Source organism: Lysinibacillus agricola (genome assembly GCF_016638705.1).
GTDB lineage: Bacteria > Bacillota > Bacilli > Bacillales_A > Planococcaceae > Lysinibacillus > Lysinibacillus agricola.
Genome location: NZ_CP067341.1, coordinates 785,589 through 811,795 on the forward strand (window position 1 = coordinate 785,589; position 26,207 = coordinate 811,795).

General features: G+C 35.8%; 14 protein-coding genes and 2 pseudogenes. 11 read left to right on the forward strand and 5 right to left on the reverse strand.

Translation table 11 applies throughout. The features are described from left to right. Positions 1 to 527: 527 nt before the first annotated feature. On the forward strand, positions 528 to 3,779 hold the full coding sequence (locus tag FJQ98_RS03790) for an S-layer homology domain-containing protein (protein ID WP_053596418.1): 3,252 nt from the start codon (positions 528 to 530) through the stop codon (positions 3,777 to 3,779). A gap of 1,193 nt (positions 3,780 to 4,972) precedes the next feature. On the opposite strand, the gene FJQ98_RS03795 is transcribed toward FJQ98_RS03790, so the two are convergent. Next, positions 4,973 to 5,353, reverse strand: a complete 381-nt coding sequence (locus FJQ98_RS03795) for a hypothetical protein (RefSeq protein WP_053596417.1) — start codon at positions 5,351 to 5,353, stop codon at positions 4,973 to 4,975. Between the two features lie 42 nt (positions 5,354 to 5,395). Next, positions 5,396 to 5,479: pseudogene (locus FJQ98_RS27115) on the reverse strand (stalk domain-containing protein); the annotation flags it as partial. A 488-nt stretch (positions 5,480 to 5,967) separates the two neighbouring features. Between FJQ98_RS27115 and FJQ98_RS03800 the strand changes: the two are divergent. From FJQ98_RS03800 to FJQ98_RS03810, 3 genes are all read left to right on the forward strand, one after another. Next, positions 5,968 to 6,687 carry a stalk domain-containing protein gene (locus FJQ98_RS03800; RefSeq protein WP_053596416.1) on the forward strand — a complete coding sequence of 240 codons (720 nt, stop codon included), beginning with the start codon at positions 5,968 to 5,970 and terminating at the stop codon, positions 6,685 to 6,687. 537 nt (positions 6,688 to 7,224) lie between these two features. Further along, positions 7,225 to 7,443: a hypothetical protein gene (locus FJQ98_RS03805; protein WP_201406622.1), complete on the forward strand. Its 219-nt coding sequence runs from the start codon at positions 7,225 to 7,227 to the stop codon at positions 7,441 to 7,443. Between the two features lie 33 nt (positions 7,444 to 7,476). Then, complete coding sequence (locus FJQ98_RS03810) at positions 7,477 to 9,366, forward strand: stalk domain-containing protein (protein ID WP_053596414.1); 1,890 nt, start codon at positions 7,477 to 7,479, stop codon at positions 9,364 to 9,366. Between the two features lie 72 nt (positions 9,367 to 9,438). Here FJQ98_RS03810 and FJQ98_RS26650 read toward each other — a convergent pair. Beyond that, positions 9,439 to 9,646 (reverse strand): annotated as a pseudogene (locus FJQ98_RS26650) (IS3 family transposase); the annotation flags it as partial. 316 nt (positions 9,647 to 9,962) lie between these two features. Here FJQ98_RS26650 and FJQ98_RS03815 point away from each other — a divergent pair. Further along, entirely contained in the window at positions 9,963 to 11,852 is a 1,890-nt protein-coding gene (locus FJQ98_RS03815) for a copper amine oxidase N-terminal domain-containing protein (RefSeq protein WP_053596413.1), read from the forward strand. A gap of 62 nt (positions 11,853 to 11,914) precedes the next feature. After that, positions 11,915 to 14,416 carry an S-layer homology domain-containing protein gene (locus FJQ98_RS03820; protein ID WP_246494286.1) on the forward strand — a complete coding sequence of 834 codons (2,502 nt, stop codon included), beginning with the start codon at positions 11,915 to 11,917 and terminating at the stop codon, positions 14,414 to 14,416. 451 nt (positions 14,417 to 14,867) lie between these two features. On the opposite strand, the gene FJQ98_RS03825 is transcribed toward FJQ98_RS03820, so the two are convergent. Then, positions 14,868 to 16,121: an HlyD family secretion protein gene (locus FJQ98_RS03825; protein ID WP_053596411.1), complete on the reverse strand. Its 1,254-nt coding sequence runs from the start codon at positions 16,119 to 16,121 to the stop codon at positions 14,868 to 14,870. Beyond that, complete coding sequence (locus FJQ98_RS03830; protein ID WP_053596410.1) at positions 16,121 to 16,798, reverse strand: hypothetical protein; 678 nt, start codon at positions 16,796 to 16,798, stop codon at positions 16,121 to 16,123. The genes FJQ98_RS03825 and FJQ98_RS03830 overlap by 1 nt, the downstream gene beginning before the upstream one ends. 345 nt (positions 16,799 to 17,143) lie before the next feature. On the opposite strand from FJQ98_RS03830, the gene FJQ98_RS03835 reads away from it, so the two are divergent. The 5 genes from FJQ98_RS03835 (at position 17,144) to FJQ98_RS03855 (ending at position 26,137) form a co-directional block, all read left to right on the forward strand. After that, positions 17,144 to 21,124 carry a rhoptry family protein gene (locus FJQ98_RS03835; RefSeq protein ID WP_241774623.1) on the forward strand — a complete coding sequence of 1,327 codons (3,981 nt, stop codon included), beginning with the start codon at positions 17,144 to 17,146 and terminating at the stop codon, positions 21,122 to 21,124. Positions 21,125 to 21,349: 225 nt separating this feature from the next. Next, positions 21,350 to 21,565, forward strand: coding sequence for a hypothetical protein (locus tag FJQ98_RS03840; protein ID WP_143114990.1), 216 nt, complete (start codon positions 21,350 to 21,352; stop codon positions 21,563 to 21,565). 224 nt (positions 21,566 to 21,789) lie between these two features. Further along, entirely contained in the window at positions 21,790 to 22,869 is a 1,080-nt protein-coding gene (locus tag FJQ98_RS03845; protein WP_053596408.1) for a CAP and S-layer homology domain-containing protein, read from the forward strand. 221 nt (positions 22,870 to 23,090) lie between these two features. Next, positions 23,091 to 24,005 carry a C40 family peptidase gene (locus FJQ98_RS03850; RefSeq protein ID WP_053596407.1) on the forward strand — a complete coding sequence of 305 codons (915 nt, stop codon included), beginning with the start codon at positions 23,091 to 23,093 and terminating at the stop codon, positions 24,003 to 24,005. A gap of 218 nt (positions 24,006 to 24,223) precedes the next feature. Beyond that, positions 24,224 to 26,137 carry an N-acetylmuramoyl-L-alanine amidase gene (locus FJQ98_RS03855; protein WP_053596406.1) on the forward strand — a complete coding sequence of 638 codons (1,914 nt, stop codon included), beginning with the start codon at positions 24,224 to 24,226 and terminating at the stop codon, positions 26,135 to 26,137. The last annotated feature ends 70 nt before the right edge of the window (positions 26,138 to 26,207 follow it).

Sequence of the window (26,207 nt, forward strand, 5' to 3'; positions counted from 1 at the left end):
TTGTTACAACATGGGAACAGATGCATTTTTACAGTATTAATAATGAAGAAAGTCATAAATCTTGAGGGAGAATACATTCTTCCTATGAGAATCACGGTATATATTTCTGTTTCTTTACAATTATGACTAATTAATTACGGAAGTCTTTAATATTTGACAATTTCGTATCTATTCCAGAAAATGCTTGGATAATGATGAGAGTCAGGTATAATAGGAAATGGGACTATATGTTACCAACCTAAATAAGGCAAAATTATTGGATCATAATAGATACCATAATATGCACGGTAAAAAAGTCTTCTATATCTAAATTTATGGTAGAATGCTTGAATTTAGATAAAGATAGTGTTATTCTATTGTAGAAAGTGAATAATTTTACTAGAATGGTATTCTAATACTCTTTTTCTAGTGAATTTACTAAAAAAATTTGCTTGTAGGTTTTTTTATTATTCAAGGAAGCTATACATACAGTCTATAGTTTTCAGGATAATACCAATTTTAAGGAAATGTTAGGGAGGAATACAATAATGGCAAAGCAAAACAAAGGCCGTAAGTTTTTCGCGGCATCAGCAACAGCAGCACTTGTTGCAGCAGCAATCGTTCCTGCAGCATCAGCAGCAACATCAACAATCAAGGACTTCGATAAAGTAGCACCTTACGCTAAAGAAGCAGTTCAAGCTTTAGTTGACGCTGGAGTAATCACAGGGGACGAAAAAGGAAACTTCAACCCAACTAACTCAATTACTCGTGCAGAAGCAGCTAAAATCTTCACAGGCGCTTTAGAATTAGAAGCTGAAGGCGATGTAGATTTCAAAGACGTTAAAAAAGACGCTTGGTACTATGATTCAATCGCAGCTACTGTAGAATACGGAATTTTCGAAGGTGTAAGTGCAACTGAATTCGCACCAAACAAAAACTTAACTCGTTCAGAAGCAGCTAAAATTCTTGTAGAAGCTTTCGAATTAGAAGGTGAAGCAGATCTTAAAGATTTCGCTGACGCTTCAACTGTTAAACCATGGGCTAAATCTTACCTAGAAATCGCAGTTGCAAACGGCGTTATCAAAGGTTCTGAAGTAAATGGTAAAACAAACCTAAACCCAAATGCATCAATCACTCGTCAAGAATTTGCAGTTGTATTCGACCGTACTCTTGAACTTGTAGATGCAACTCCAACAGTTGACAAAATCGAAGTAGTTGACGCTAAAACGTTAAACGTAACTTTATCAGACGGTACTAAAGAAACTATCACTTTAGAAAAAGCTTTAGAACCTAACAAAGAAACTGAAGTTACTTTCACAATCAACGATGTAGAATACAAAGAAAAAGTTACTTTCGTTGTAACAACAGCTACAGCTGTTAAATCTGTATCTGCAACTAACCTTAAACAAGTAGTAGTAGAATTTGACGGTAAAGTTGATCCTGCTACAGCTTCTGAAGAAGGCAACTATGCTCTTACAGGTTCTGGCTCTCCTGAAGTTGATTCAGTAATCGTTGCAGAAGATGGTCGCTCTGTAACATTAAACGTTGTTGATAAACTTGAGAACCAAGTTGAATATAAATTAGCTGTAAACAACATTAAAGCTGGCGATAAAGTTATCAATGCTAAAGATTTAAAATTCAAGCCTCTTGACAATACAGTACCAACTGTATCTAAAGTAGAAGCTTTAGGTAACAAAACTATTCGCGTACACTTCAGCGAACCAGTAAAACCAGCTCAAACATCACAATTCAAAATTGATGGTAAAACAGTTGCAGGTAATATCCAAACAAACTTAAACACTGTAATTATTAAATTATCTTCTGCTTTAACAGATGGAGAGCATACTCTAACTACTGAAGGTACTCAAGATTACAACAACTTTAAAACAGTTCAAGCTGACACTAAATTCAACGTTGTTGAAGATAAAACTGCTCCAACTGTAACTTCTGTTGTAAGTGCTTCATTTGAGAAAGTAGTTCTTAAATTCTCTGAGCCTGTAGAGCAAGTATTTGCTTCTAACATCTACTGGATGCAAGGTGGAACTAAAAAACAAGCTTCATCTGTAAAACAACTTACTGATGATACTTTTGAATTCACATTTGCTGGTACAAATAAACTTGTTTACACAACAGATTTATATGTTACTAATGTAAAAGATTACTCTGGTAACGTAATTGATAAAGATACAAAAGTTCAAGTAACTCCTGTAGTCGATCAAACTCGTCCAGAAGTAATTAGTGCAAACATTAATAAAGATAACAGCAAACAAATTGTTATCAAATTTACAAAAACACTAGATGATAAAACAGCTACTAAAGCTGCTAACTATGTGATTAAAGATAAAGATGGTAAAGTACAACCGATTTCTAATACTGTTACTGTAAAAGATAAAAAAGAAGTAACTATCACAGTATTAACACCATTAAAAGATAATGCTGATTACACATTAAGTGTAACTGGTGTAGCTGATGACACTACATTAACAAATGTAATGCTTCCATACACAACAACTTTAACAATTAAAGATGTTACTGCACCAGAACTTACGAAGGTTGTACGTTTAAATGACAAACAACTTTACGTTCAGTTCAATGAAGCAATGGCTACAAGTGGTGATGGATCAGTAGTAGAGGCTGAAAAGTATACTATTAAAGATAAATCTGATAACAACAAAGCTTTAAAACCAACTTCATTTGATATCACTGCAGATTCAAAAGGTGTAATCTTAGGCTTTAATGATAAGCTTCCAGATGCTAATAAAATTGATTTTACAGTTCAATTAGTAAAAGATTTAGCTGGAAACTACTTAGATGGTTATAAAGCTTCTCCTGCTGAAGTGAAAGATCAAGTTGCTACAAAAATTACTAATGTAACTGCAGTAGAAACAAAGAAAGTAGAAGTTGAATTTGATAATGCAATTCAATCTCTAAACCAAAATGACTTCACGATCAGTGGTGGTTATGGAATTTCTTATGCTGAACTTTCTACTGATGGAAAAACTGCTACATTCACTTTAAAAGATGAATTACCAGAAGATCTTAAAAAAGAATCATTAAAACTAGAAGTTGCTCAAAAACCTAATACTGTTGATATTTTAGGCGAAAAACTTGCTGAAAAAATTCAACCTACTAAGATTTACGATGAAATCAAACCAACTGTAAAAGGTGATATTGTTGCAGCGGACACTACAGGCAAAAAAATTAAAATTACATTTAACGAAGATGTTAAAATTACACCTACTGAACATGTAGTTTCAGACTTCGTAGTAAAAGAAAACACTGGTAGCGAAACAAAAAATGTAACAGTTAAAAGTGTTACTCCTGGTGATAACGCTAGTGAAATAATTGTTACTTTAGAAAACCCAGTTGTAGCTGCAACTATTTCTGCTAAAGATGTTCGTTTTGTAACTGACCTTGCAGAAAAGGCAAATACAATTAAGGATATCGCTGAGACTGCTGTAGAATTAGGTGGAGCAGATACTGTTGCTCCAACAGTTACGGGTCAAGCATTATCTACTGACAAAACGACTTATACATTCACGTTTTCAGAAAAAATTAACAATGCAACAGCTAATGAAACTGCTTTAAAAGCTGCTGTTAAATTTGCTGTAGATGGTACTACATTTGCTGCATTAGAAGATGCTGATACTGTTACTATTTCAGGAAATACTTTAGAAGTAAAATTTGCTACAGCTCTAACTGGTAAAGTTAGCAAAATTCAAATTGCTGCAGCTGCTTTAAAAGATGAATCTGATAACAAAACAGTAGAAATTAATTCTAATGCAATTGTAGCTGAATAAAATTAAACGAAACGTTACTCTAAAAACTGATTAGATCAGTGAAATGAGTGGAAATAGAAACCCCATGTATTGCATTTTGCAAATTCATGGGGTTTTCTTTCTAACTGCAATTTCCAAAAACAGGTGAAAATTCCTGTTCCTTCAAAAAGAGTTTATTGTACGAGTATCTAATCCTTCTGAATCGCTGCTGTGATGAATTACACAAAAGGTATGAAGTTAGGTGAAGCCGTATTCGGTGGTTTCGGTGCGGGGTTCTTTAAAAGATATCTATAGTTAAGTTAGACGAATCCAAGTAGACATGCTAGTGTATGGTTGCGGAATTAAGATAGGAACTCACTATACATCCCTATAGACGAAATGCTATAGTGGCGATCAATGAATTAGATGTTAAATCAGTTGTTCGTATTCCTGGATAGTAGAAACCTAAGGAAATTAAAAAGAGGGATGGAAGTAGTGGAACGTTTGATGTCTTGTTAGAAGAGGTCTGTTGTACCAGTGAGGCTAATAAGGCAGTGGATTCGTAAGTGGTGTAGTTAGCTAGCCATCCGTTTGGACTTGTATGATAATATACTAGAAGGATAAAATTAGTAGTAGCGAAGGAATCCACTTAGTAGTATTCAATGAGAAATTTATTTCTTTCCATAGTTAAATCCAGAGGCAATCATATATGTGATTGCCTCATTTTCATAATCGTAATTTTTATACCGTCTTATTTAATTAGCTCTATTTAAATTGATAGTTGTTTTTATCAAATTTAAAAGCTATTAGAATTATTAAAAACCCTATAATTTATTTTTTATTATTTTGAAAAGGATAGAATGACGTAGAATAGAATAAAAAAAGCCTCTATCAGTCCAAGTAAGAACTAATAGAGGCACTAACTAAGAAGTAAAGCCGATACTACAACCTGAATACCGATTAAGCTGAATCATCATCGGTTTCTTAAAAATTTTGAAGTTCAAAAATAAAAAGAGCGTAAGGAACTGCCTCACCTTCAGCAAGGACTAGGCAAAGATTAACGATTTCATGGGTACAGTAAATTTTATAAGGAACGAAACCATAGTCCAAAAATATTGTGTTTTTCAACCAGCGTTGTTAGAGTATTTTTATTTATTAAAACTCAGCAAAAATCAAATCATAAGCCATTTACATTCATTTTAAGAATTTACGGTTTATGTTCATTTTCGTAGGTATTATTTTAAATGATTTTTATTGATTATTTCCTGTACTGTAGTTTTAATATTGCGATCATATTTTATACCTTTAAAAGTACCCTTATATGTCTTTTTTAAAGATCCGCTATTTATATCGTATAGTACGATCGTATAATCATCTGAAGCCTTATCATTAGTAACAGTTCCATCTAAAAGCATATAGGCATCGTGCGCATTAGCAAATCCTGTACCACCGTTTGATACTCGAACGGTATGTTGAGAAAAGAAGTCTTGAGTATTATCTAGGTATGAAGTAAAGACAAAATCACTTACAACTTCATGTGAGGAATGGGGTTGATCAAGTTTCTGATAATAACGGTCTTCCGAAATAAGTTCCAAATTTAGAGTTTGTAGACTCACATAATAGTATCTTTCAGCAAGTTCATATGTAGTAATATAAACTGTTTTTGTTTGACTATTCCAGTCAACCTTTGCACCAAGTGTTTCACTAATAAAACGAAGAGGTACAAGGGTTCTACCATTAATACAAGTGAGTGAGTTCTTTGCCGTTCTTTAACACCTTGCAATTATTTCATCCAATCCTTCATTTATGTATCTCAGCCTTTCTATAACGCTTATTGTATTTATTATATAAGTGTTCCTCAAGTATGGTTATTTTCCTCTGTTAGTACAATTTACCCCCACGATGCTGTAAAAAGCACTACCACCCTTCATCGTTTGTTCTTTGCACACTATACTGATATTAATATCGAAGAAGGAAAGGGTTCGTCTATAACTGCTCTTTAGCTTTCATGTCCTACTAATTGCTTATCCAAGCAATTCAATTGAACCTAGATCCTAAGATTTAGATGTCATAATTTGAGTTATAGTGCTTGACGCTTAGTGTTTATGTAATAAATAACACAATTCTGAACAAAGAGAAGTGAAAAAAGTCTTGTAATATAATTGCAAATAGTTTTAAAATAGTATGGTAAGGAAAACATTACTATTTATGTGAAGGAGGACGATTAAATATGTTTAAATTATTTAATCGTGATAAAACAAAAGGTTTTATCATGGGCGTTGTATTTGTACTAGTATTAACAGCTAGTCTTGGTACAGCATTAGCAGCAGGCAAAATAGCCAAAATTACGGTTTCAATTGGTGGCATCTCACTGTATGTTGATGAGAAGTTAACAATATTAAAAGATGCAAAAGGTAATGTTGTTGAACCTATTGTTTATGATGGTACAACTTATTTACCAATACGCGGAATTTCAAGTGTTTTTGGTAAGGATATTAAATGGGACAGTAAAAAATCAGCTATTTATATAGGTAAAGAACCATCAGTAGGGCAAATAGATATTGCGAAAGTGCCAATGTACGATGGAGGAAGCTTATTGGTAGGGGAAAATGCTACATTTGATTTATTAGATAAAAAAATTCAACCATTCAATCGCTTTGCCTCGTATTCGAATTTCACCTATATGCTTAATTCAAAATACAGTGCATTGCAAGGAGATCTAGTTGTTCCTTACACATATCTGGGTAGTAAGGATGCAGGAGCAGTAAGATTTTATAGTGTTGACCAAAAAGGCAATGAAACATTAATCGAAGAATATTCCCTTGAAGCTGGTGATGAAGCCATTAAAGTAAATGTTAATTTAACGGGTGTGAATATTTTGAAAATCTATACTAATAACAATGGTGCCTATCGCGGTGCCCTATACAACGTAACTTTATCAGGGATTTGATATAAGGTGCCGGGCACACCTAATTGGTGAGATGCTACGAGAATGTTTAATAGTGCTAAGTGAGAGAAGTTTGTCGGTGAGAAATCTTCGGCAGGCTTTTCTTTTTTTATGTTATAAAAAAAACTAGGACATTTATAACTTCCTGGCGCATAACCACACGTTGTGGTTATGGGCCATATTACTATATAAATGAAATTATTTTTTGCTCATCACTAAAAGATAGAATTATTTTTATTAAAAAGTAGCTATGGTAAGTAAGTTGATTGTAGTGGAGACTGGGCGACTCCTCGGGATCAGCGATAGAGGAACGAAGGTTAAAACCATCACGTCCTGTGATAACGCCTTCGTGACCAACATCGGTGCTGCTGCCGCTTCGCTTTCGCGCAAAAAACATCTGTTGGCCCGAGACCCTGCAGCGCAGCGGATGTTTTCTGTGCGAAAGCGTAGTGCTAACGTAGCGGCAGCAAATGTTTTATCTGTGCGAAAGCGTAGCGACAGCAACAACAAAAGCGGCTCATCGGACGCCCCCAGGAAGCTTTGCTCTGTGCGACAGCGGCAATGTTTTATCTGTGCGAAAGCGAAGCGACAGCAACAATGTTTTATCTGTGCGAAAGCGAAGCGACAGCAACAATGCGCCCAGTCGCAACGGAAATCAACCACACGTTGGGGTCTAGGCTTACAGTACCTAATTCTACTTTTTTCGATAAGAATGGCACATTTTGGGCTTTTTTCATGTTAAGATGGTTAATAGAATAATTTAGAAAATTAAAGTAGAAAAAGGAGATAGGGATGTTAAACAAATTAAAAGCTTTATGTATTGTGGCAGCTGTTTTTCTTGCTTTCATATTGTCTGGACAAACCTCTGCGTCAGCTGCTAGTAACCAAGGAATTCAAATACGAAATAATGTTACGATTAATATCAATGGAGAAACTATTCAAATCAATGATCCAATTTTAAATAAAGCTGATTTTCTTCTTTTGCCAATGAGAGCTTTGTATGAGGCGATTGGTGCGAGTGTTGACTGGAACAAGGAAACACTCACTGCGTCATCTTATCGAGATGGCAAGGTTGTTGATTTAACAATTGATTCAATGACAGCCTTAGTAGATGGACAAGAGGTTGCAATGGATGTTGCACCACTCATGTATAAGGATAGAACATACATGCCATTGCGCTTTGTTAGTGAAAACTTTGATGGAATTGTCAATTGGGACCCTACTACACAAACTGTTGATATCACATTATCAGGGGAGTCCCCAGAGATTCCTCAAGAAGATCCATATATCTTACATGTAAATAATAAGCGTATTGTAATGGATGATCCAATTATTACGAAACAATCTAGAGCCTATATTCCAGCGGATTATTTATCTGATTATTTAGCGGATTCCGCAGGTAATTGGCTGCCAGATAAATCATTTGAATTACAAATTGCTGGCATGAGTCTTGTCTTCAAGGACGGTAGTAATAACGTTTTGATCAACAATGAATCTGTAACAATAGAAGAACAGCCGTTTATTCAAAAAGGAAAAATGTACGTTCCTATTACTTTTGTTGTCAATACATTGGGCGGAAACCTACGTTATATTAGCGAAAAAAGAGAAATGTATATTTATGTTTATCGCTATATGTATACAAGTGACTTCCTAGAAAAATCTTTTGGTGCTACATCATATCCTCAACCTGTTCCTTCTGCTCGTTTAGAAGGAGATCGTGATTTGATGGTCAGTGATAATCCAGAAAATTTAACGCACAGTCTACTACCTAAATCAAATGCTACGCTTGCACAATATGAAGTTAAATCTACTTCACCTACTAATAAGCATCGAGTATTTGGCTGGCATTTAAATAAACTTGGAGCAGAAGTAAAGATTGGTATTACGATCGAGAATACTTCAAGCTCTGAAAGTATTAAAGTAAGCAGTTCTAAAGGTATTACTCAAATGTCAGGAAATAACTGGATAGGTCATGATATTGGGTTATCGATTGCAGATGCAACTTTAAATGGGAAACTACAAAAATCTGATAGTACAGGTATTGTTATCGCACCAGGAGAAACAAAGGTTATTGAAACATTCGAGTTGTTCCCTGATTATGTCATTGGATTTTTACATGATATAGATATCCAAGCTGTTAATGGTGGAAGTGCAGATTATATGATTCGAACAGTATTAACGAAGAGTAATAGTGATTTAACAAAGATCAAAACGGACGCTGTAGCAATTGATGAATATGCGAAGCATCCACGAGGTGCTTGGCCGAGTGCTACTATTCTAGCAGAACTTCCAGAATATACAGTAGATACACAAGAGGTAGGTTATAACCTCTCAAATGGAAGAACAGATCATTTGCTAACGACAGAAAATTCTCTGTCACAAATCAATGGTGCATTGGGGAATCCAGGTCACTTCGGTATGAACTATAAGGTATCAATTCCACTTGTAAATGATACAGGAAAGAAAAAAACGATCAAGCTTAAGTTAACTGGTCGAGGTGGCTTATACAGTGGTGCATTGAAGATCAATGGCAAAGTGTACTTAGTGCCTTCGTTACGAAATAGCTCAGAATATGTTGAATTGGAATACAAGATGAAGGGTTCATCAGAAAAGCTTGAGTTAGAATTAATGCATGCAGGTGGAGTAAATCTGCCAGTAGCTATTTATGTAGAAACAAAATAAATGAAGTCTCTGGCACGAATGTGTTTCACAACATCTTCGTGCCAAACTTTTAAATCAAGAAATTTCGTATTAATCAAAAGCCTTATCTAACATCTCCGAAACAAGCGAATACATTGGGCGAGAACCAACCGTATACGTAATGATTTCACCGATCAATTATGCCGAAGCATAATTGATATACCCCGTAATGTCCGTATACCATTTTTCGTTTGGTGCTTCTGCTTTAAATTGGCGATCTAAATGAATTCAATGCGATTTTATCGACTGTTCCTTTGTAAGATTACTATTTTTTTATATGTACAAGGCATTTGCCAGTTTCTAAGATGAGCGCCGAGGTCGAATGATTGTTAATTCTATGCTTCCATTTCAATGATTCGTATATGGTGAAAACTATAAGAAAAGAATTAATAGACATTCAAGAGATTAAAGAAGAAGCTCATAGGGTCTTGGAAAATCCTAAGATTTCTATGCATCTTTTGCAGGGATAGAGTTTAGGTTCCAGTACCTAATTCGACTTTTTTCGATACTAATCCCACTTTCTGGTCTTTTTCATGTTAAGATGGTCTGTAGATTAATGATGGAAAAAGGGGTTTAAGATGTTTAGTAAATTTAAGGCTTCATGTATGATTACCGCAGTTGCTTTGGCTTCAATATTGCCTGGACAAGCCTCTGCATCTGCTGCTAGTGACAAGATTCACGTGAAAAATAATGTTTCTATTAATATCAATGGTGAGACTCTCAAAGTGAATGATCCAATTTTAAATAAATCCGATTATCTTTTTTTACCTATGAGAGCTTTGTATGAGGCGGTTGGTGCCAGTGTGGACTGGAAGAAAGAAACACTTACTGCGTCAGCCATTCGAAATGACAAGTCAGTTAATTTAACAATAAATTCAAAGACAGCCTTAGTGGATGGACAAAAGGTGCCAATGGTTGTTGCACCATTTATGTATAAGGATCGCACTTACATGCCATTGCGTTTCGTCAGTGAAAATTTTGGCGGTAACGTGAACTGGAATCCTACTACACAAACTGTTGATATTTCCTTATCAGGTGAGACGCCAGGGAAACCTCAAGGGGACCCATATATTTTACATATTAATAATCAACGCATTGTGATGGAGGATCCAATTATCGTAAAGCAATCGAGATCCTATATTCCGGCTAATTATATATATGAAAATTTAGAAGATTCTTCTGGCATGTTGTTACCTGATCAATCGTTTGAATTGCAAATTGCGGGAACGAGCTTTCTTTTCAAGGAAAATAGTAACCAAGTTCTAGTAAATGATGAAGTTGTAATAATGGAAGAAAAACCATTTATGCAAAATGGGAAAATGTATGTTCCTATTAGTTTTGTAGTCAACGCATTAGGTGGAAATTTACGTTATATCGAAGATAAAAGAGAATTGTACCTTTATGTCTATCAATATATGTATACAAGCTCCTTCCTTGAAAAATCTTATGGTTCTACGTCAAAGCCTGGGATTGTCCCTTCTGCTCGTTTAGAAGGAGATCGTGATTTGTTGATTAGTGATAATCCAGAAACGTTAACGCGCAAGCTGATTCCTAAATCTAATGCTACGCTTGCCCAATATCAAGTGAAGGCCACATCAGCTACAAATAAACATCGAATATTTGGCTGGCATTACAATACGTTAGGGACAGATGTGCAAATCGGTATTACAGTTCAAAATACTTCTAGTACTGAAAGCATCGAAGTAATCGACTCCAAAGGTACTAGCCAAGAAACGGGAAATAGCTGGGTTGGCCATGATATTGGTTTAACCATTGCTGATGCAACGTTAAATGATAAGTTTAAAAAATCTAGTAGTAAAGGGATTGTGATCGCACCAGGAGAAACAAAGGTGATCGAATCATATGATTTGCTCAATGACTATATCATTGGATTTTTACATGATCTAGATATTCAAGCTGTCAATGGTGGGACTCCAGCGTATACGATTCGCACAGTATTAACAAAGGATAATAGTAATTTAACAAGCATTTTATCAGATGCTGTTCCGATTGATGCATCTGCAAAGCATCCACGAGGTGCCTGGACGAGCTCTACTATTCTAGCAGATCTTCCTGCTTATACAGTAGATTCACCAGAAGTAGGCTATAACATTTCAAATGGTAGTACAGACCATTTGCTAACAACAGAAAATTCACTTTCACAAATCAATGGTGCAATAGGGAATCCTGGTCATTTCGGAATGAACTATAAGGTGTCGCTTCCACTTGTTAATCAAACTGGAAAGGCAAAAACGATCAAGCTTAAATTGGCTGGCCGAGGTGGCATATATAGTGGTGCAGTAAAGGTCAATGGCAAAGTGTATCTAGTGCCTACATTGAGAGTAGGTACAGAATATGTTGAATTACCAGATTACAAGATGCAGGGTTCGTCAGAAACGCTTGAATTAGAATTCATGCATGCAGGCGGAGTAAATCTTCCAGTAGCAATTTATGTAGAAACAAAATAAAAGAAGTCCCTGGCACGAATGTGTTTCACAACATGACTTCGTGCCATACTTTTTGATTCGGAGTGAAGAAATTGGCAAAAAAACTAGTAACAGTTGTTGTAGTATTTTTCGTTTTGATGCTATCAGTAAATCCAAGTTATGCAAACGCAGCCGTTTTTGACAATAAAATAAAAGAAGAAAAGAAAGAAATATCGCCACAAGTAACTCACATACAGCAAACCTATAATTCTAATTCTATTCGTGAGTTTGTAAATGTTTTAGATGTTAATTTAACTAATACATATACAAAACTTGAAGTCGGTGTTCCGAAACCTATTAACTCACTTCAAACAACGACGAATATGGCAAAGCAAAACACATATGATGGACATCGTGTTGTTGGGGCTGTCAATGCTTCATATTTCTTAGGAAATGGTATGCCCGCCAACTTGTTAGCAGAAAAAAATGAAATTATTAACTATGGTATTTTAGGAGATACATTTGAAAGTCCAACACAAAAGCCTGTTGCTTTTGGTCTATCAAAAACAGGGAAAGCGATCGCAGACTATTATTCTACGAATCTATCCTTTCAAGTAAATGGTAAAAGTTATCCGATCGATCTTATTAATAGTGAAAGAACGACTGATAAAACAGTATTATACACACCTGATAAACGAACAACAGGGTCAAATAATTGGGGTGTAGAAATAGTTGTCTCAAATGCTAGTCAAGATATGAAAGTATTACATTTCGGAGATAGTTTCTCAGGGACGGTTTCAAAAGTAACGACTTATGGTGCAGAAGGGAATTCAACAATACCATCAGATGGCTTTGTAATTTCGGTGCAAAATAAAGAGCTGGCAGCTGAATTAAGCCAATTAGGTGCAGGAACAAACATTGACGTGAATCTATCTATTGATGAAAAATGGATGGATGCTCAATTTATTTTAGCGGCAGGACCTATGTTGGTTAAAAATGGTAAGGTAGACATCTCTATGCCAACGAATTCTGGATTTGCTTCAGCGCGCAGTCCTCGTACTGCGGTGGCAGTAGATGCAACTGGCACAAAAGTGTCTATTGTTACAGTAGATGGTAGATTAAGTGGTCATAGTAATGGCGCTAGTTTAATAGATTTAGCTTCGTATTTAATCTCAATGGGTGCTTCTTCGGCCATCAACCTTGATGGAGGCGGCTCTACAGCGATGGTTGCTCGAAATCCAGGCGGCTATTTTGCGAACCTTGTGAACGTCCCTTCAGATGGTGGTGAGCGTCGTGTATCAGCCATTTTACAGGTTGTCAATACAGCGCCACCAGGAAAAGCAAAATCCATTACATTAAACAATGTGAACCAAGTCATGGTAGGTTCATCCGTTGACATGAAAGTGGCTAGTGCCTACGACCAGTACCTAAATCCTATGACAATCAACCCGTCAAAAATGAATTGGACAGTTGAAGGTAATATCGGTAAGATGGACGGTGCAACCTTTACAGCTACACAAAAAGGGGAAGGCAAAATTATCGGTGAGTATGACGGTGTGCGAACGTCTACAACTGTGAAAGTTGCTGATTTAGCAGAAAAACCTATTTTACTAGATAGCTTTGATAATGCTTCATCATGGACAGTGGAAGTTGCAAAAGCAAATGCTTCCATCACAAATGCTAAAGACTATGCTAGACAGGGAACTGCTAGCTTAAAGTTAAATTATGATTTTACAACATCAGGAACAGACACGAAAGCAGCCTATATGGTAGCTAAAACACCGATTCCTATTAATGGAAAACCAAATAACATAGGCGTTTGGGTATTTGGTGATGCTGGAAAGCAATGGCTTCGTGGGGTGCTTGTAGATGGTTCAGGAGCAAAGCAGACAATTGATTTCACTAGCCAAAGCGGTATGGACTGGAATGGCTGGAAGTATGTCACAGCGAACATCCCAAATGATGTTACACTACCGTTGAAATTCGAACGATTATACGTTGCACAGCCTACAGCCTCTCTCCAAAAGAAAGGACAACTGTATTTCGATCAATTACAGGCTGTGTATAAAGACAACCATGAGGAATTAGCCTATACAGATATGGCGAAAGGTCATTGGGCTTTTTCAGATATCCAAAGTTTGTATAATAAATCTCTTATTAAAGGGTACTCGAATGGAACATTTAAACCAGAAGCGTCCATTACGCGTGCAGAGGCAGCTACCATTATTGCACGGGAGCTCAATTTAACAACAACGAAGGATTCAAGCTTTAAAGATGTCAGTAAGAGCCATTATGCTTACAGTGCCATTGCGGCAGTGGAGCAAGCTGGTATTATAAAAGGGCAAGAAGCAGGGAAGTTCAATCCTAACGGACAGCTTTCACGTGCAGAAATGGCGGCCATTTTAACAAGAGCCTACAACTTAACAGGAACAAGTAAAGTATCCTTTACAGATGTTAAATCGACTCACTGGGCGTATAGCGATATTCAAACGCTTGTAGCGAATGACTTAGTAGGAGGCTTCCCAGATAATACATTTAGACCAAACACACAAATTACTCGTGCACAATTTGCAAGCTTCTTGAATAGATGCTTAGCATTAAAATAATAAAAGCACACATGACAAAACCCTGTAGGATTTGAACTACAGGGTTTTGTCATGTTTTGATAATTCTAGCATTTTTATGTCTTTGGCAGATGGATGTCGATAAAATTCAGAAGTTGGGTGATAAATCGTGAAAGTTAGTCGATAAAAATTAAAAGTTAGGTGATAAAACGTGAAAGTTAGTCGATAAAATTCAAAAGTTAGTCGATAAAACGTAAAAGTGTTCCGATAAAACTCAAAAGTTGCTGACGCCCTCAGTCGGAGCGGAAATCAACCCCTCCTTTTGCCGAAAAGTCATACTTTATTTAATATGTCTCTTATTCGTTTTATAATCACTAATAAAAAAGTCCGCGTAGATTTCTGTGAGAAGAGCAAACCGTTGCTGCTCTTTTCTTGCTCACAGAAATTGAAGCGGATTTTTATTATACGTCGTATGCTAACTAGCAATACTTATTTAAAAAATAATATATTTAATATAGTGTTTCCAATCTAATTTCTTGAAATGTTGCCATTGGATTTTCTCGACAGGCATTGTACGGAAGGAATAGGCAGAAAGATTACGTTTTTTATCGGATAGCATAGGTGTTCCTTCATTTAAATTGTCAGTAAAAATAGCTGACTGTGCAGTTTTAAAATCAATATGAATATCCTTTAGCTCAATTTTCCCATCCTGTCCAATAATGTATATTTTTTTACCTTTCTTTTTAGCAGCATGCACCCACGATTTATCTACTTTATAAGAATCAGATGCTTCGTTGACAATAATGGAGGCTTTGCCAGTTGTCGAAAATGGAATGTCCTCTAATTCATCCCCTTGTTGCAACGCTACTTCATAATTTGTTGGTTGAGGTAAAGCTGCTGATTTTGCAAGTTCATTTCCCCAAATAGAATCATCGGTAGTAGCAATCATTTGTTTTTCTAGGACAATGCCAGATAAGGAATCTTTCAAATGATTTACTTTAAAATCAACGGTTTGTCCTGCCGACACTTTTTGCCATTCATCCTCTGATAAATAGGCAAGCATTGTTTTTTCAGTAGAATAGATTTCAAATGTAACTGTCCCAGCTTCCTCTTTAATGGATGCAATAATGCCGTCCACTGGGCTAATCAAACCTTGGCGAGACTGTATTTGTTCAATTTGCGCATCCATTAGCGCAATTTGACGATTTGCCTCGGCAATATGTCCATTCAAAATGGCCACTGCTGTCGATGCTGAATTTTGCTGTGCTAGCTCCAATTTTAGTGTGACAGATAATTTTTCGTTTATTTGGTCCGTATTGATGGAACTTTTCGGGTCTGTATCATCATAATCATTCTCGATTTGAGAGAGCGCATCTTCTAAATCACTTAGTTCATTTTCATAGGCAGTACGTTCTGCCTCAAGCTTTGTTAACTCATCATCAACTTCTTCTGTTTTATAGGTAGCAAGTAAATCATTTAGCGTTACTTCTTGGCCACGCTTTACATTCACTGTTGATAAGCTTGTCGCATCGGCTGTGATCGTGTATGTTTCAGCTGGTGCAACAATCGTTTCCTTATTGACACGCTCTGTATTTGTACCTATATAGGCTTTTTGAAATTCATCGATAAAGTAGGATCGTGAAATTTTGCTATCGTCTTTAAAGACAAAATAAGCATTTACGCTGACTAATAGCATTGTCAACACGATGGCCAAGCTTGTCCAAGGTTTTGATTTGAAAAATGCCATTATCCTAACCCCCTAGTAATCCACTCTTTAATTGGTAAAACACTGATCATACCAACAAATAAGGCCATAAATAATTGTATGCCAATAATTTTTACTACTAATATTTTTCTACTCGCCTCTTCATCCCATTTAGAGAGGAATGTGAACTGTACAACAATTGTTAGCATAGTTGCCACTGTTATTTGATTGATCGTGAATAAGACGTAATCGGTATTCATCACCTGCAGTGCAAGGGGCGCTAAAGAAAAGAATGAAAAGAGTGTTGTATAGCCAGTTGCATAGAAAACAGCAAATAATATTGTTTTTTCGATTAATAAAAATGTGACAACATATAATTGGACTTTTTTAATCCATGTATAAGGAATGTCCGTTAAAAGATGTAAAAGGTAGGTAACACCGTAATAATGGAAGCAAAAATAGACAATAGCCCACAAAATGGCACCAAGCATCGAAAGTAAACGAGCTACGTAGTATTCATTATGTAAATCCATTGCGAACAATGTCGTTAAATTTTCAGTACCCATCCCCCAAAACTCACGTGCAGTGAATAACAGAATGAATAAGATGAAAACCGTCAACGAACGTTTTTTGTATCCGATAATCTCACCTTCTTCTACAATTTTAGTAAAGTAGGTAGGATTTTTTAAGCTATGCCAAAATTTATAATGGTAAAACATATACAGCTTCCTTTCTTCCAAAATAGTAAATATCAAAGTTGTAGTATACACCTTGTTAAACGATATTGACATATAAAAATAGCTGTTTTTTTCCAATAATTCCGTGAAAAAAACATTTTAAAGTACATGTCGATTGATGAAAAACATCCTATAAAACTATTGTATAGTATAATTGAAATAACTTCCTGTTTTTCTAGCTAGTTATTTTGAAAAATTACTTTTGATGTGCTTAATTTTGTAAATGTATTAGTATGGCTTGAAATCACATGAATTACACCGATACAAAAGTAATGAATCGAAATGAAAATGAACACAATCATTTTCCTATACATAAAAAATGAAAGGGTGGTTCGATTGAATCGAAAATTGACGGCGGGAGTCATAACGAGTCTATTACTAGCACCTACGGCTATAGCGAATGCACAGGAAAATGATGCACAATCTCGCGTATCAACTCAAACAGAGCAGGTTGCCAACGTTAACGGGGTAGCTGCCGCAACGACAAGAGAACAAATGATAGCGCAATTTGCGAAGCTTTCTGAGAATTCGACAGCAGATGAAATGGTTATTGCAAAGGGTGATGTAGCAATCCTAAGTAAGACAGATTTTACTAACGAGGAGATTGCATTTATTCAAGCGAAGTATGACTATGTTGTCGAGCAACGTAATTTAATAAGCGAACTAACAAAAATCGGGAAAAGTATTAGTGCGGTAACCTATACAAATAAGACATTTATAGATGATGTCGCAGCTGTTGGAAAAACCTATGAAACATTTTTAGGTTCATATCTAGATGTCCAAAAAGAATTCGAAACAGCTGTCAACTTAGCACTTAAAAATGGAGCTAGTAATATTGCTTCAACTATTCGTGGCACATCTTTACAATATGGCTATGATGAAGCTGCACGCAATGCCTACTTTAAAGCAAAGGGAGCAGATATTGCGAAGCTGCTTAAATTAGAGGAAGATGCAGGTGCGGCATCTACAGCCACTGTCAAACTAGATGCTTTCGTAGATATATTAAAGCAAAATCCAAATGACTATGCAGCCATTTCAGCAGCGTTGGAAAATGTTACGACAGCTTATAATGCACTAACAGCGGATCAAAAGAAAGTGGTCGTAGCCTATAATCCAAATAATGATTCTGAAACACCCTATAAAAAGTATACTGATGCATTAACAAATATGTCTTCGGTTAATAAAGTGGCGCTGAGTATAACACAGTTAAAGGCAAAGCAGCCAGCAGACTTTACTTCGGCAACGAATTTCATCAGTGCAGTGACGGCTATTGAAACAGCTTATACTAAACTGGGTGTAGATTCACAGAAATTAGTGACGAATTATCAAGATTTACAGCCTTTTAAAGAGGCTGCAGATATTTCTAAACAAATTACAGCTCTGCGCATTTCAAGTGATGATTCCTATCGTACTGCGGTAGATACATTAAAAGCCTCTTACGATAATTTATCTATTAATAAAGGGTATGTAAAGAATGGAGCGGATCTTGAAATAGCCGCCGCTAATATTGCTTCTGCAAGAGAAATTGAAGGGCTTATTACTAAAATTAAAGGTGAAACAGACAAAGTGGCGGCCATTAATGCTGCACGTGCTGCATATAATACACCACCTGCCTCAAATGGATCAACGATTAATGCGGCAAATGTGAAAAAAATCGTCAATAATCTAGCAGAGCTAACAAATTGGGAAAAGATTTATAGTGCTTCCTTAAGTGTGGATAAATTAATCGACAGCTTAGACCCTAAATCTTCTACTTTTGAAAGTAAAACACTTGCTGCCCAGGCTGCCTTTGACAAGCTTGGAGAGAGTGAAAAGGCATTAGTGCAAAAAAAAGATAAATTAGATTTATTTTTCCAATATGCTGATTTATCGAAAAAAGTAAATGCACTAAATTCATCTATGAAGGATTACAAAGCACAAATAGTGGAATTACAAACTAAAGTTACTGAGTTAGATGCTGGGAGTAGTAGCGATGCAACAGCGCTAAAAGAAATTAAAAACAAGCTTGAGACAAAATTGTCGCAACTTGCAGATGAAGAAACAGCAGTAGAAGCTGTTAGGAATCAAATTGATAATTTAAGTAAGTCTAATAATCTAGTGGTTGATATGCTAAAAGCACGCTCCGACTATAATGCGCTTCCAGCAGCTGCTAAAAAACATGTGACAAATATCAAAATCCTAACAGATTTAGAGAAATCACATAGGGCTGTCATCAATGTTATTGATCAATTTGAAAAGTTAGATCCAGCATCTAAAAATTATATTTCAAAAGCGAAATCTGCTTATACAGCTTACGCAAAACTTGACGAGACAAATCGAGAGTATGTCAGAAATTATAAAGAGTTAAATGATGTGGTCGCTGTAACAGAAGTGATTGTGCAAATAAATGCCTTAAATCCATCCCAAAAGACATACAAAGACAATGTAGCGAAAGCAAATGAAGCGTTTAATACATTAGCTAAATCCCTTCAAGAGAAGGTCGTCAATGCTGGAGAATTAAAAAAAGCACAGGGTTATATCGATACAGCTAAGGCATTTGATGATCGTGTCTTAGCATTAGCGAATGAACACCCAGATACTTTTGTGGCGAAGGTAGCTGCATTATCTGTAGAGTACAAAACAATGGATAAAAATGCGAAGAAACTAGTGGAGCAGGCAAAAACCTTAACCAATTACGAAAAAAATAATAAAGCGGTTGTCAAGGTTATTCAAATGATCGATGCCTTAAATCCAACAAGTAAGGATTATACAAAAAAAGTACTTGCTGCACGTAAAGCCTATAATGCACTAGATGAAGTATCGCAAAAACGTGTGACGAACTATGCGAATCTAACTGCAGTAGAAGATGTGGCTTCATTGATTGGCCTAATTTCATCATTAAAGCCATCAAGCAAGACATTCTACCAAGATATGAAAACAGCACGTGAGATGTATGATGCACTACCTCCAGAGAAGCAACAAGTGATCATTAATTACGATGCGCTTGTAGCGGCAGAAAATGAGCAGGGAGTAGCACATAAGGTTGTTGAGCTTATTGATTTAACTAAAGAACAGGGTGCAGACTATTTAACGAAGCTTATGAATGCACGTGTTGCGTATGATGAGCTAACTGCTAATCAAAAGAAATTAGTGACAAATATTAAAGATTTGACAGCACGTGAAAAAGCGGTAAAACCTATTTTAAATGTGATGGTGCAAATTAATAATTTGGATCCAGAATCAAATAATTTTGTCAGCAAGGTCAATTCTGCGCGTAAGGCGTATGATAATTTAAATAAAGATCAGAAAAAATATGTCAATAATTTTGATATTCTACAAACCTATGAGCCCGTTTCAAAGGTGATTGAATTAATTAGTAAACTGAAATCTTCAAGTAGTACATACCTTGAGGATACAACTCGTGCACGTTCGCTTTATGATGCGCTACCAGCAGATATGAAGCAATATGTAACAAACTATTACTTATTACAAGCAGCAGAAACAAGCATTTTAGGTGCCGGTAATGTTATGCAGATGATTAATGATTTACCGTCTGTAGATCCGAAGCAGTATGTGAAACGTATCCAGGAAATTCGTGCGGCTTACAACGCTTTACCAAAGGATCAACAAAGAGCCGTACAAAATTACAAAGTGTTACAAGATCAAGAGAAGCTTCTGAAGCCTGTCATTAGTGTTGTAGAGGATATAGATAGACTACTTACTGCCAAAGACATGAATAGTCAATATCAAAAGATCTTAAAAGCCTATGATAAGCTAAATGCCGAACAAAGACGATACGTCTATAATGACGACCTATTATTATCATTAGATAACGTAATAAAAGTATATAAGAACATTGCTAGTTTAAATCCAAAGGACAAATTTTACTTTGGTATGGTTGAAGCAGTTCGAAAAGAGTACGATAGCTTAAATACGACAGATAAGCAAAGGATTACTAATTATTCGATCTTGTTAGAAGCGGAGAAAAGTATGGCCGATGTAAAGAAAGTCGTTGAATTAATTGCTGGTCTCTCTCCAACCTCTTCAACATATATAGAAGATGTAGCGAATGCAGTCGCAGCTTATAAAGCTTTAGATTCAAAACTAAGAGGGCAAGTCATCAATGAGGATGTATTAAAGAAAGCTGAAAAGGATGTACAGGCTGTCCTAAAAGTAGTTGAAGCTATCGCTGTTATTGATCCAGACAACTCGTCATTTGAGAAAAAGGTGTTAGCTGCTCAAAAACTTTATAGCTCACTTACGCTAGAGCAGCAGGATTTAGTATATAACTACCGCATTCTAGAAGAATATCTAAAAATGCTTGAATAGTATTAGAAAGGAGGAGTTTTCCCAACGTGTATTATGGGAAAACTCCTTCTATCACTATAAAAAAATTTTTATCTCGCATAAACTGGTAGTAATTTATCTGTAGCGAAAGCGAAGCGACAGCAACAAATGTTTTTCTGTAGCGAAAGCGAAGCGGCAGCTACAAATGCTTTTCTGTGCGAAAGCGAAGCGGCAGCAACAAATGTTTTTCTATAGCGATAGCGACAAATGTTTTTCTGTGAGAAAGCGAAGCGGCAGCAACAAATGTTTTTCTGTAGAAAGCGAAGCGGCAGCGACAAATGTTTTTCTGTGAGAAAGCGAAGCGACAGCAACAAATTTTTCTGTGAGAAAGCGAAGCGGCAGCAACAAATGTTTTTCTGTAGCGAAAGCGAAGCGGCAGCAACAAATGTTTTTCTGTGCGAAAGCGAAGCGGCAGGATGTTAATCACACAAGCGTTTTCATAGGATGTGAAGGTTTAAGCTTGTATTCCTCTATTCATTTTTGGGGATGAGGAAACCCCCACTGATTGAGGTTTCACTATATAAATTTATAGCCTGTGAAATTTCCAAAATAGTGAAACTTTATCAATCAAGAAATCGTATGTAATAGAGAGTTTTACTACACCGTTTGATGGATTTATTTAAACAATTTAAATATAGGAGGTAGCCATGTTTAAAAGGATTATAAGTATATTGGTACTTTCAATTGTTTTACAAGCTACAACTATGGGGGATTTTTCTGGGATTAGTAAGGCAGACGCGGCATTCTCCAAAGCTGTTGATGTGCCTAGTTCATACTGGGCAAATTCGTCGATTCAACACATGCTATCGAAGCAATATATGACTACATATACAGACAATACATTTAAGCCAGAGCAAGCTATTACGAGGGGAGAGGCAGCATCGGCTATCGCTCGGTCCATTCAGCCGAATTTAGATACTTCGATTTCAGTAAATTTTAAAGATGTTACGATTTCTCATCCATATTACAAGGAAATTTGTCAGCTTGTAGAATTAGGTGTTATACAAAATAGTGATGCCTTTCATCCAAATGAGCCTTTAAAGCGTATGGAAGTTGCAAAAATGCTAGCACTAGCCTACCAGTTTAAAGTGGATGGTAAAAATAAAAGTAAATTTGATGATGTTCCTCGAACACATTGGGCAAAAGACTATATCGAATCACTAACAGACATAGGAATTATTGGCGGAATAGATTCAAAGCATTTTGCACCCGATAAATTAGTGACACGGGCGCAATTAGCTGTTTTTGTTGACCGTAGCATAAATTTCCAAAAAAAAATCATGAAGCTTGAAGTAGCTTATGATTATTTAGCAAAGGATTATATACCAACATTAAATCTTTCGACAGCTTGGTCAAAAGAGGTCATTCGGTTAATCAATGTGGAAAGGGAAAAGAATAATCTGGCGTCTGTTGTCTATGATTCGAACCTGACACAAATCGCTATTATAAAAGCGCAGGACATGGTTAAACGTAATTATTTTGAGCACGTTTCTCCTTATTATGGTGCCCCTTGGGATTTAGCGACATTATTTGATTATTCCTACACGAGCTTTGGGGAGAATATTGCAAGATATTTCAAATCGCCCGAAACAGTTGTAAAAGGATGGATGGTTTCTCCTGACCATCGAGATAATATTATGAAGGAGCATTATACAAATACCGGTGTAGCGATCGCACAGGATAGCAAAGGCAATTATTATTGGGTTCAAATGTTTTCGAGTCAATAATTGGTTATGTAACAAAGAGTTGCTAATGTTACATTTATGTTACGAAGGAAAGAAATAACGACTAAATTGTCCCATTTTTAACGCTGATGAAGCCAAGAAACGTTGGTATATCAGCGTTTTTATTCATTCTAAAATCGTTACACAATTGAAAAATTAAAATACCACCTTTTATGATAGTCTATTTATAGGCAAAAAAGTTAAGAGAGGGGTATAACAAAAGTATGAATAAAAAATGGTTATTACCGATTTTTGCATCTTTCATGTTATTTTCGACAACTCATATAGATTCAGCTGAAGCAGCGACTAAATCTGAAGTTACTGACACAGCTTCTAAATATTTAGGTATTCCATATAAATACGGTGGGACAACGACAAGCGGTTTTGATTGCTCTGGCTTTACTTCTCAAGTATTTGCAGATTTAGGCATCAAATTAAACCGTACATCAGGCGCACAATACCAACAAGGGACAGCAGTTGCTAAAAGTGATCTTCAAGTTGGAGATTTACTATTTTTCAATACAAGTGGTAGTGGTATCTCACATGTATCTATTTACATAGGTGATGGTAAAATGGTCCACTCTCAAACAAATCAAGGTGTTAGTTATTCGAACGTAAACGATCCATATTATTGGGGTTCTCGTTACGTAGGTGCAAAACGTGTTGCTACATTTGATGCAGAACAACAAGCTGAAGTAAAGCAAGCAGCAATTGATTTTACAGTATATGCTTCACGTGCGGAAGTTGCTTCACAAATTGCAAAAGCTATCAACTTAGATACATCTGACAAAAATAGTGGTTTTATCGATGTAAAACCAACAAATGAGCATGCAGGTGCTATTGCAGCTGTTGCAAAATTAGGTATTTTTGAAGCTGATGCGAATGGTAAATTCAATCCGTCTTCACCAATTAACCGTGCACAAATTGCGAAAGTACTAGTTATCGCATTCGGACTTGAGAATGATAGTCAAGAAGTATCATTTAATGATGTACCACAGGATAACTGGGCTAATGAATATATTTCTATTCTTGCATCTAACGGTGTTACAAATGGAGATGGCAATGGCAACTTTGGTATGGATGAGTTACTAAAAATCAAAGAACTAAAAATGTTTATTGAAAGATTACAATCTAGATAATATTTTCATAGATGCATTGATTGCAAGAAAAGATCTTTTAAATAGCTTATAATTAGAGGAGAGTTTGCAATTGCAGACTCTTCTATTTTTATGATAATTTCACTAAAAAGGAAGTGGTTGGAAAAAAAGTACTAAAAAGTGCTATCGTAGGATGATTTATTTAGTTAATTTTGTTAAAATGAATACGTTAAGAGAACAGGAAGGGAGGAAATAAGACATTGAATCTTAAAAAAATTAGTCTTATTTTGTGCGTCTTATTCATTTCAGCTTCTATGTTTACTATACATAGTGAAAGTGTAATGGCAGATACAACTACAAATGTAACATTTGCAGATATCTCCAAAAATCATGAAGCTTATGAAGAAATCAATTATTTAGTAAATTTGGGTGTTATCCAAGGATATTTTGTAAATGGGAAAAGAGTCTTTGGCCCAAATGAGTCTGTAACACGCGAACAAGTGGCAAAAATGGTTGTCGTTGCCTCTGGCAATAAACCATTAGTTGTAAACAAATCAAGTTTTTCGGATGTAACAGTAGGTACTGAAATGTCAGGCTATATCGAACGTGCCATCCAATTAGGATTCTTTTCAACGAATACACAAGGCAAGTTCTTACCAAAAAAGGCTATAACTCGTGATGAAATGAGTTATGTATTAACGAAGGCATTTAACTTGGACACAAGTGAATATGAAAACATAGATTCACCATTTGCTGACGTAGGTATTACACACCCTTACGTTAAATATGTAAATACAATTTACTATAATGGTATCACAAATGGTAGTGGTGAAAAGTATTTACCAAATAATACAGTTACACGTGCACACTTTTCATTATTTGTAGCACGTGCAAAAAACGAGAAATATCGTTTAGAGCTACCTGTTAAAGGGACATCTGTACCTGATACAAAAGAGGTTATTGGGCTAGTCAAAGTGACGACAGATGGTCTAAATATCCGCAAAACACCAGATAGTTCATCAAATACTAACATTGTTGGTACAGTCAATAAAGGTGGCAAACTATCAGTATATGAAGTTGAGGGTAAATGGCTAAAAGTATCATATAAAGGTGCATTTGCTTATCTTTATAAAGATTATGCACAATATTTAGATACAGATGGCAATGAATTAGGGTCTGTCCAAAAAGAAGTGACATCAAAAGGCGCTATTAACTTATACGTTAAACCAACTTCTTCATCAAAAATCATTCAAACTATTAAAGCGAATGAAAAATTACCAGTTTACAAAACTGTTGGCGGTTATCATTTAACGCAAGTAAATGGTTTACCAGGTTACATTGTAGCGAACAGCACAACAGAAACGAATACAGAAGAGAAACCTGATCCAACTCCAACTCCACCTACAGCTTCAGGAGATGTAATAGGACGAGCAACTGTTGGAAACCTAAATGTCCGTAGTGAAGCAAATGCAACTTCTACAGTGCTATTTAAGCTTAACAAAGGCGACTCTGTTAAAGTTAACGAAATTAAAGGTTATTGGGCAAAAATCGAATACAATGGTAAAGCAGGTTATGTTCATAAATCTTATTTAAAATTATTAAATCAAAACGGCAAACCGTTGCAAAATCGTATTATTATCCTAGATCCAGGTCATGGTGGCAAGGATCCAGGCACAGTACTAGGTTCTAACAATGAAAAAAGCATTACATTAAAAGTGAGCACACTTGTTAAGCAAAAGCTTGAGAATGCTGGCGCAAAAGTGTACATGACTCGTACTGGTGATACGTTCCCTACTTTACAAGGTCGAGTAGATTTTACAAATGCAAACTATGGTGAGATTTTCGTGAGTGTGCATGTAAACTCTGCTTCCAATGTCTCAGCATCAGGTACTGAAACATATTATGCTATTTCACCAGGCGATATGTATCAGGAGGATATTGATTTAGGCACTTTTGTAAATAATCAAATTGTAAACAATTTAAATATGAAGAATCGTGGCGTTAAACAATTTCCATACTATGTAATTAATAATATGAGCATTCCATCAATTTTAGTGGAACTCGGCTTTTTAACAAATGATGGGGATCGCCAAAAATTGACAAATGATGAATCCGTAAATAAATTTGCAGATTCTATCTATAACGGAATTGAGCAATACTACAAAAAGCAATAATTGATCAACATAGAAACTGTCCCAAGGTGATTAACTCACTTTTGGGATAGTTTTTTTATTGTTAAGGAAA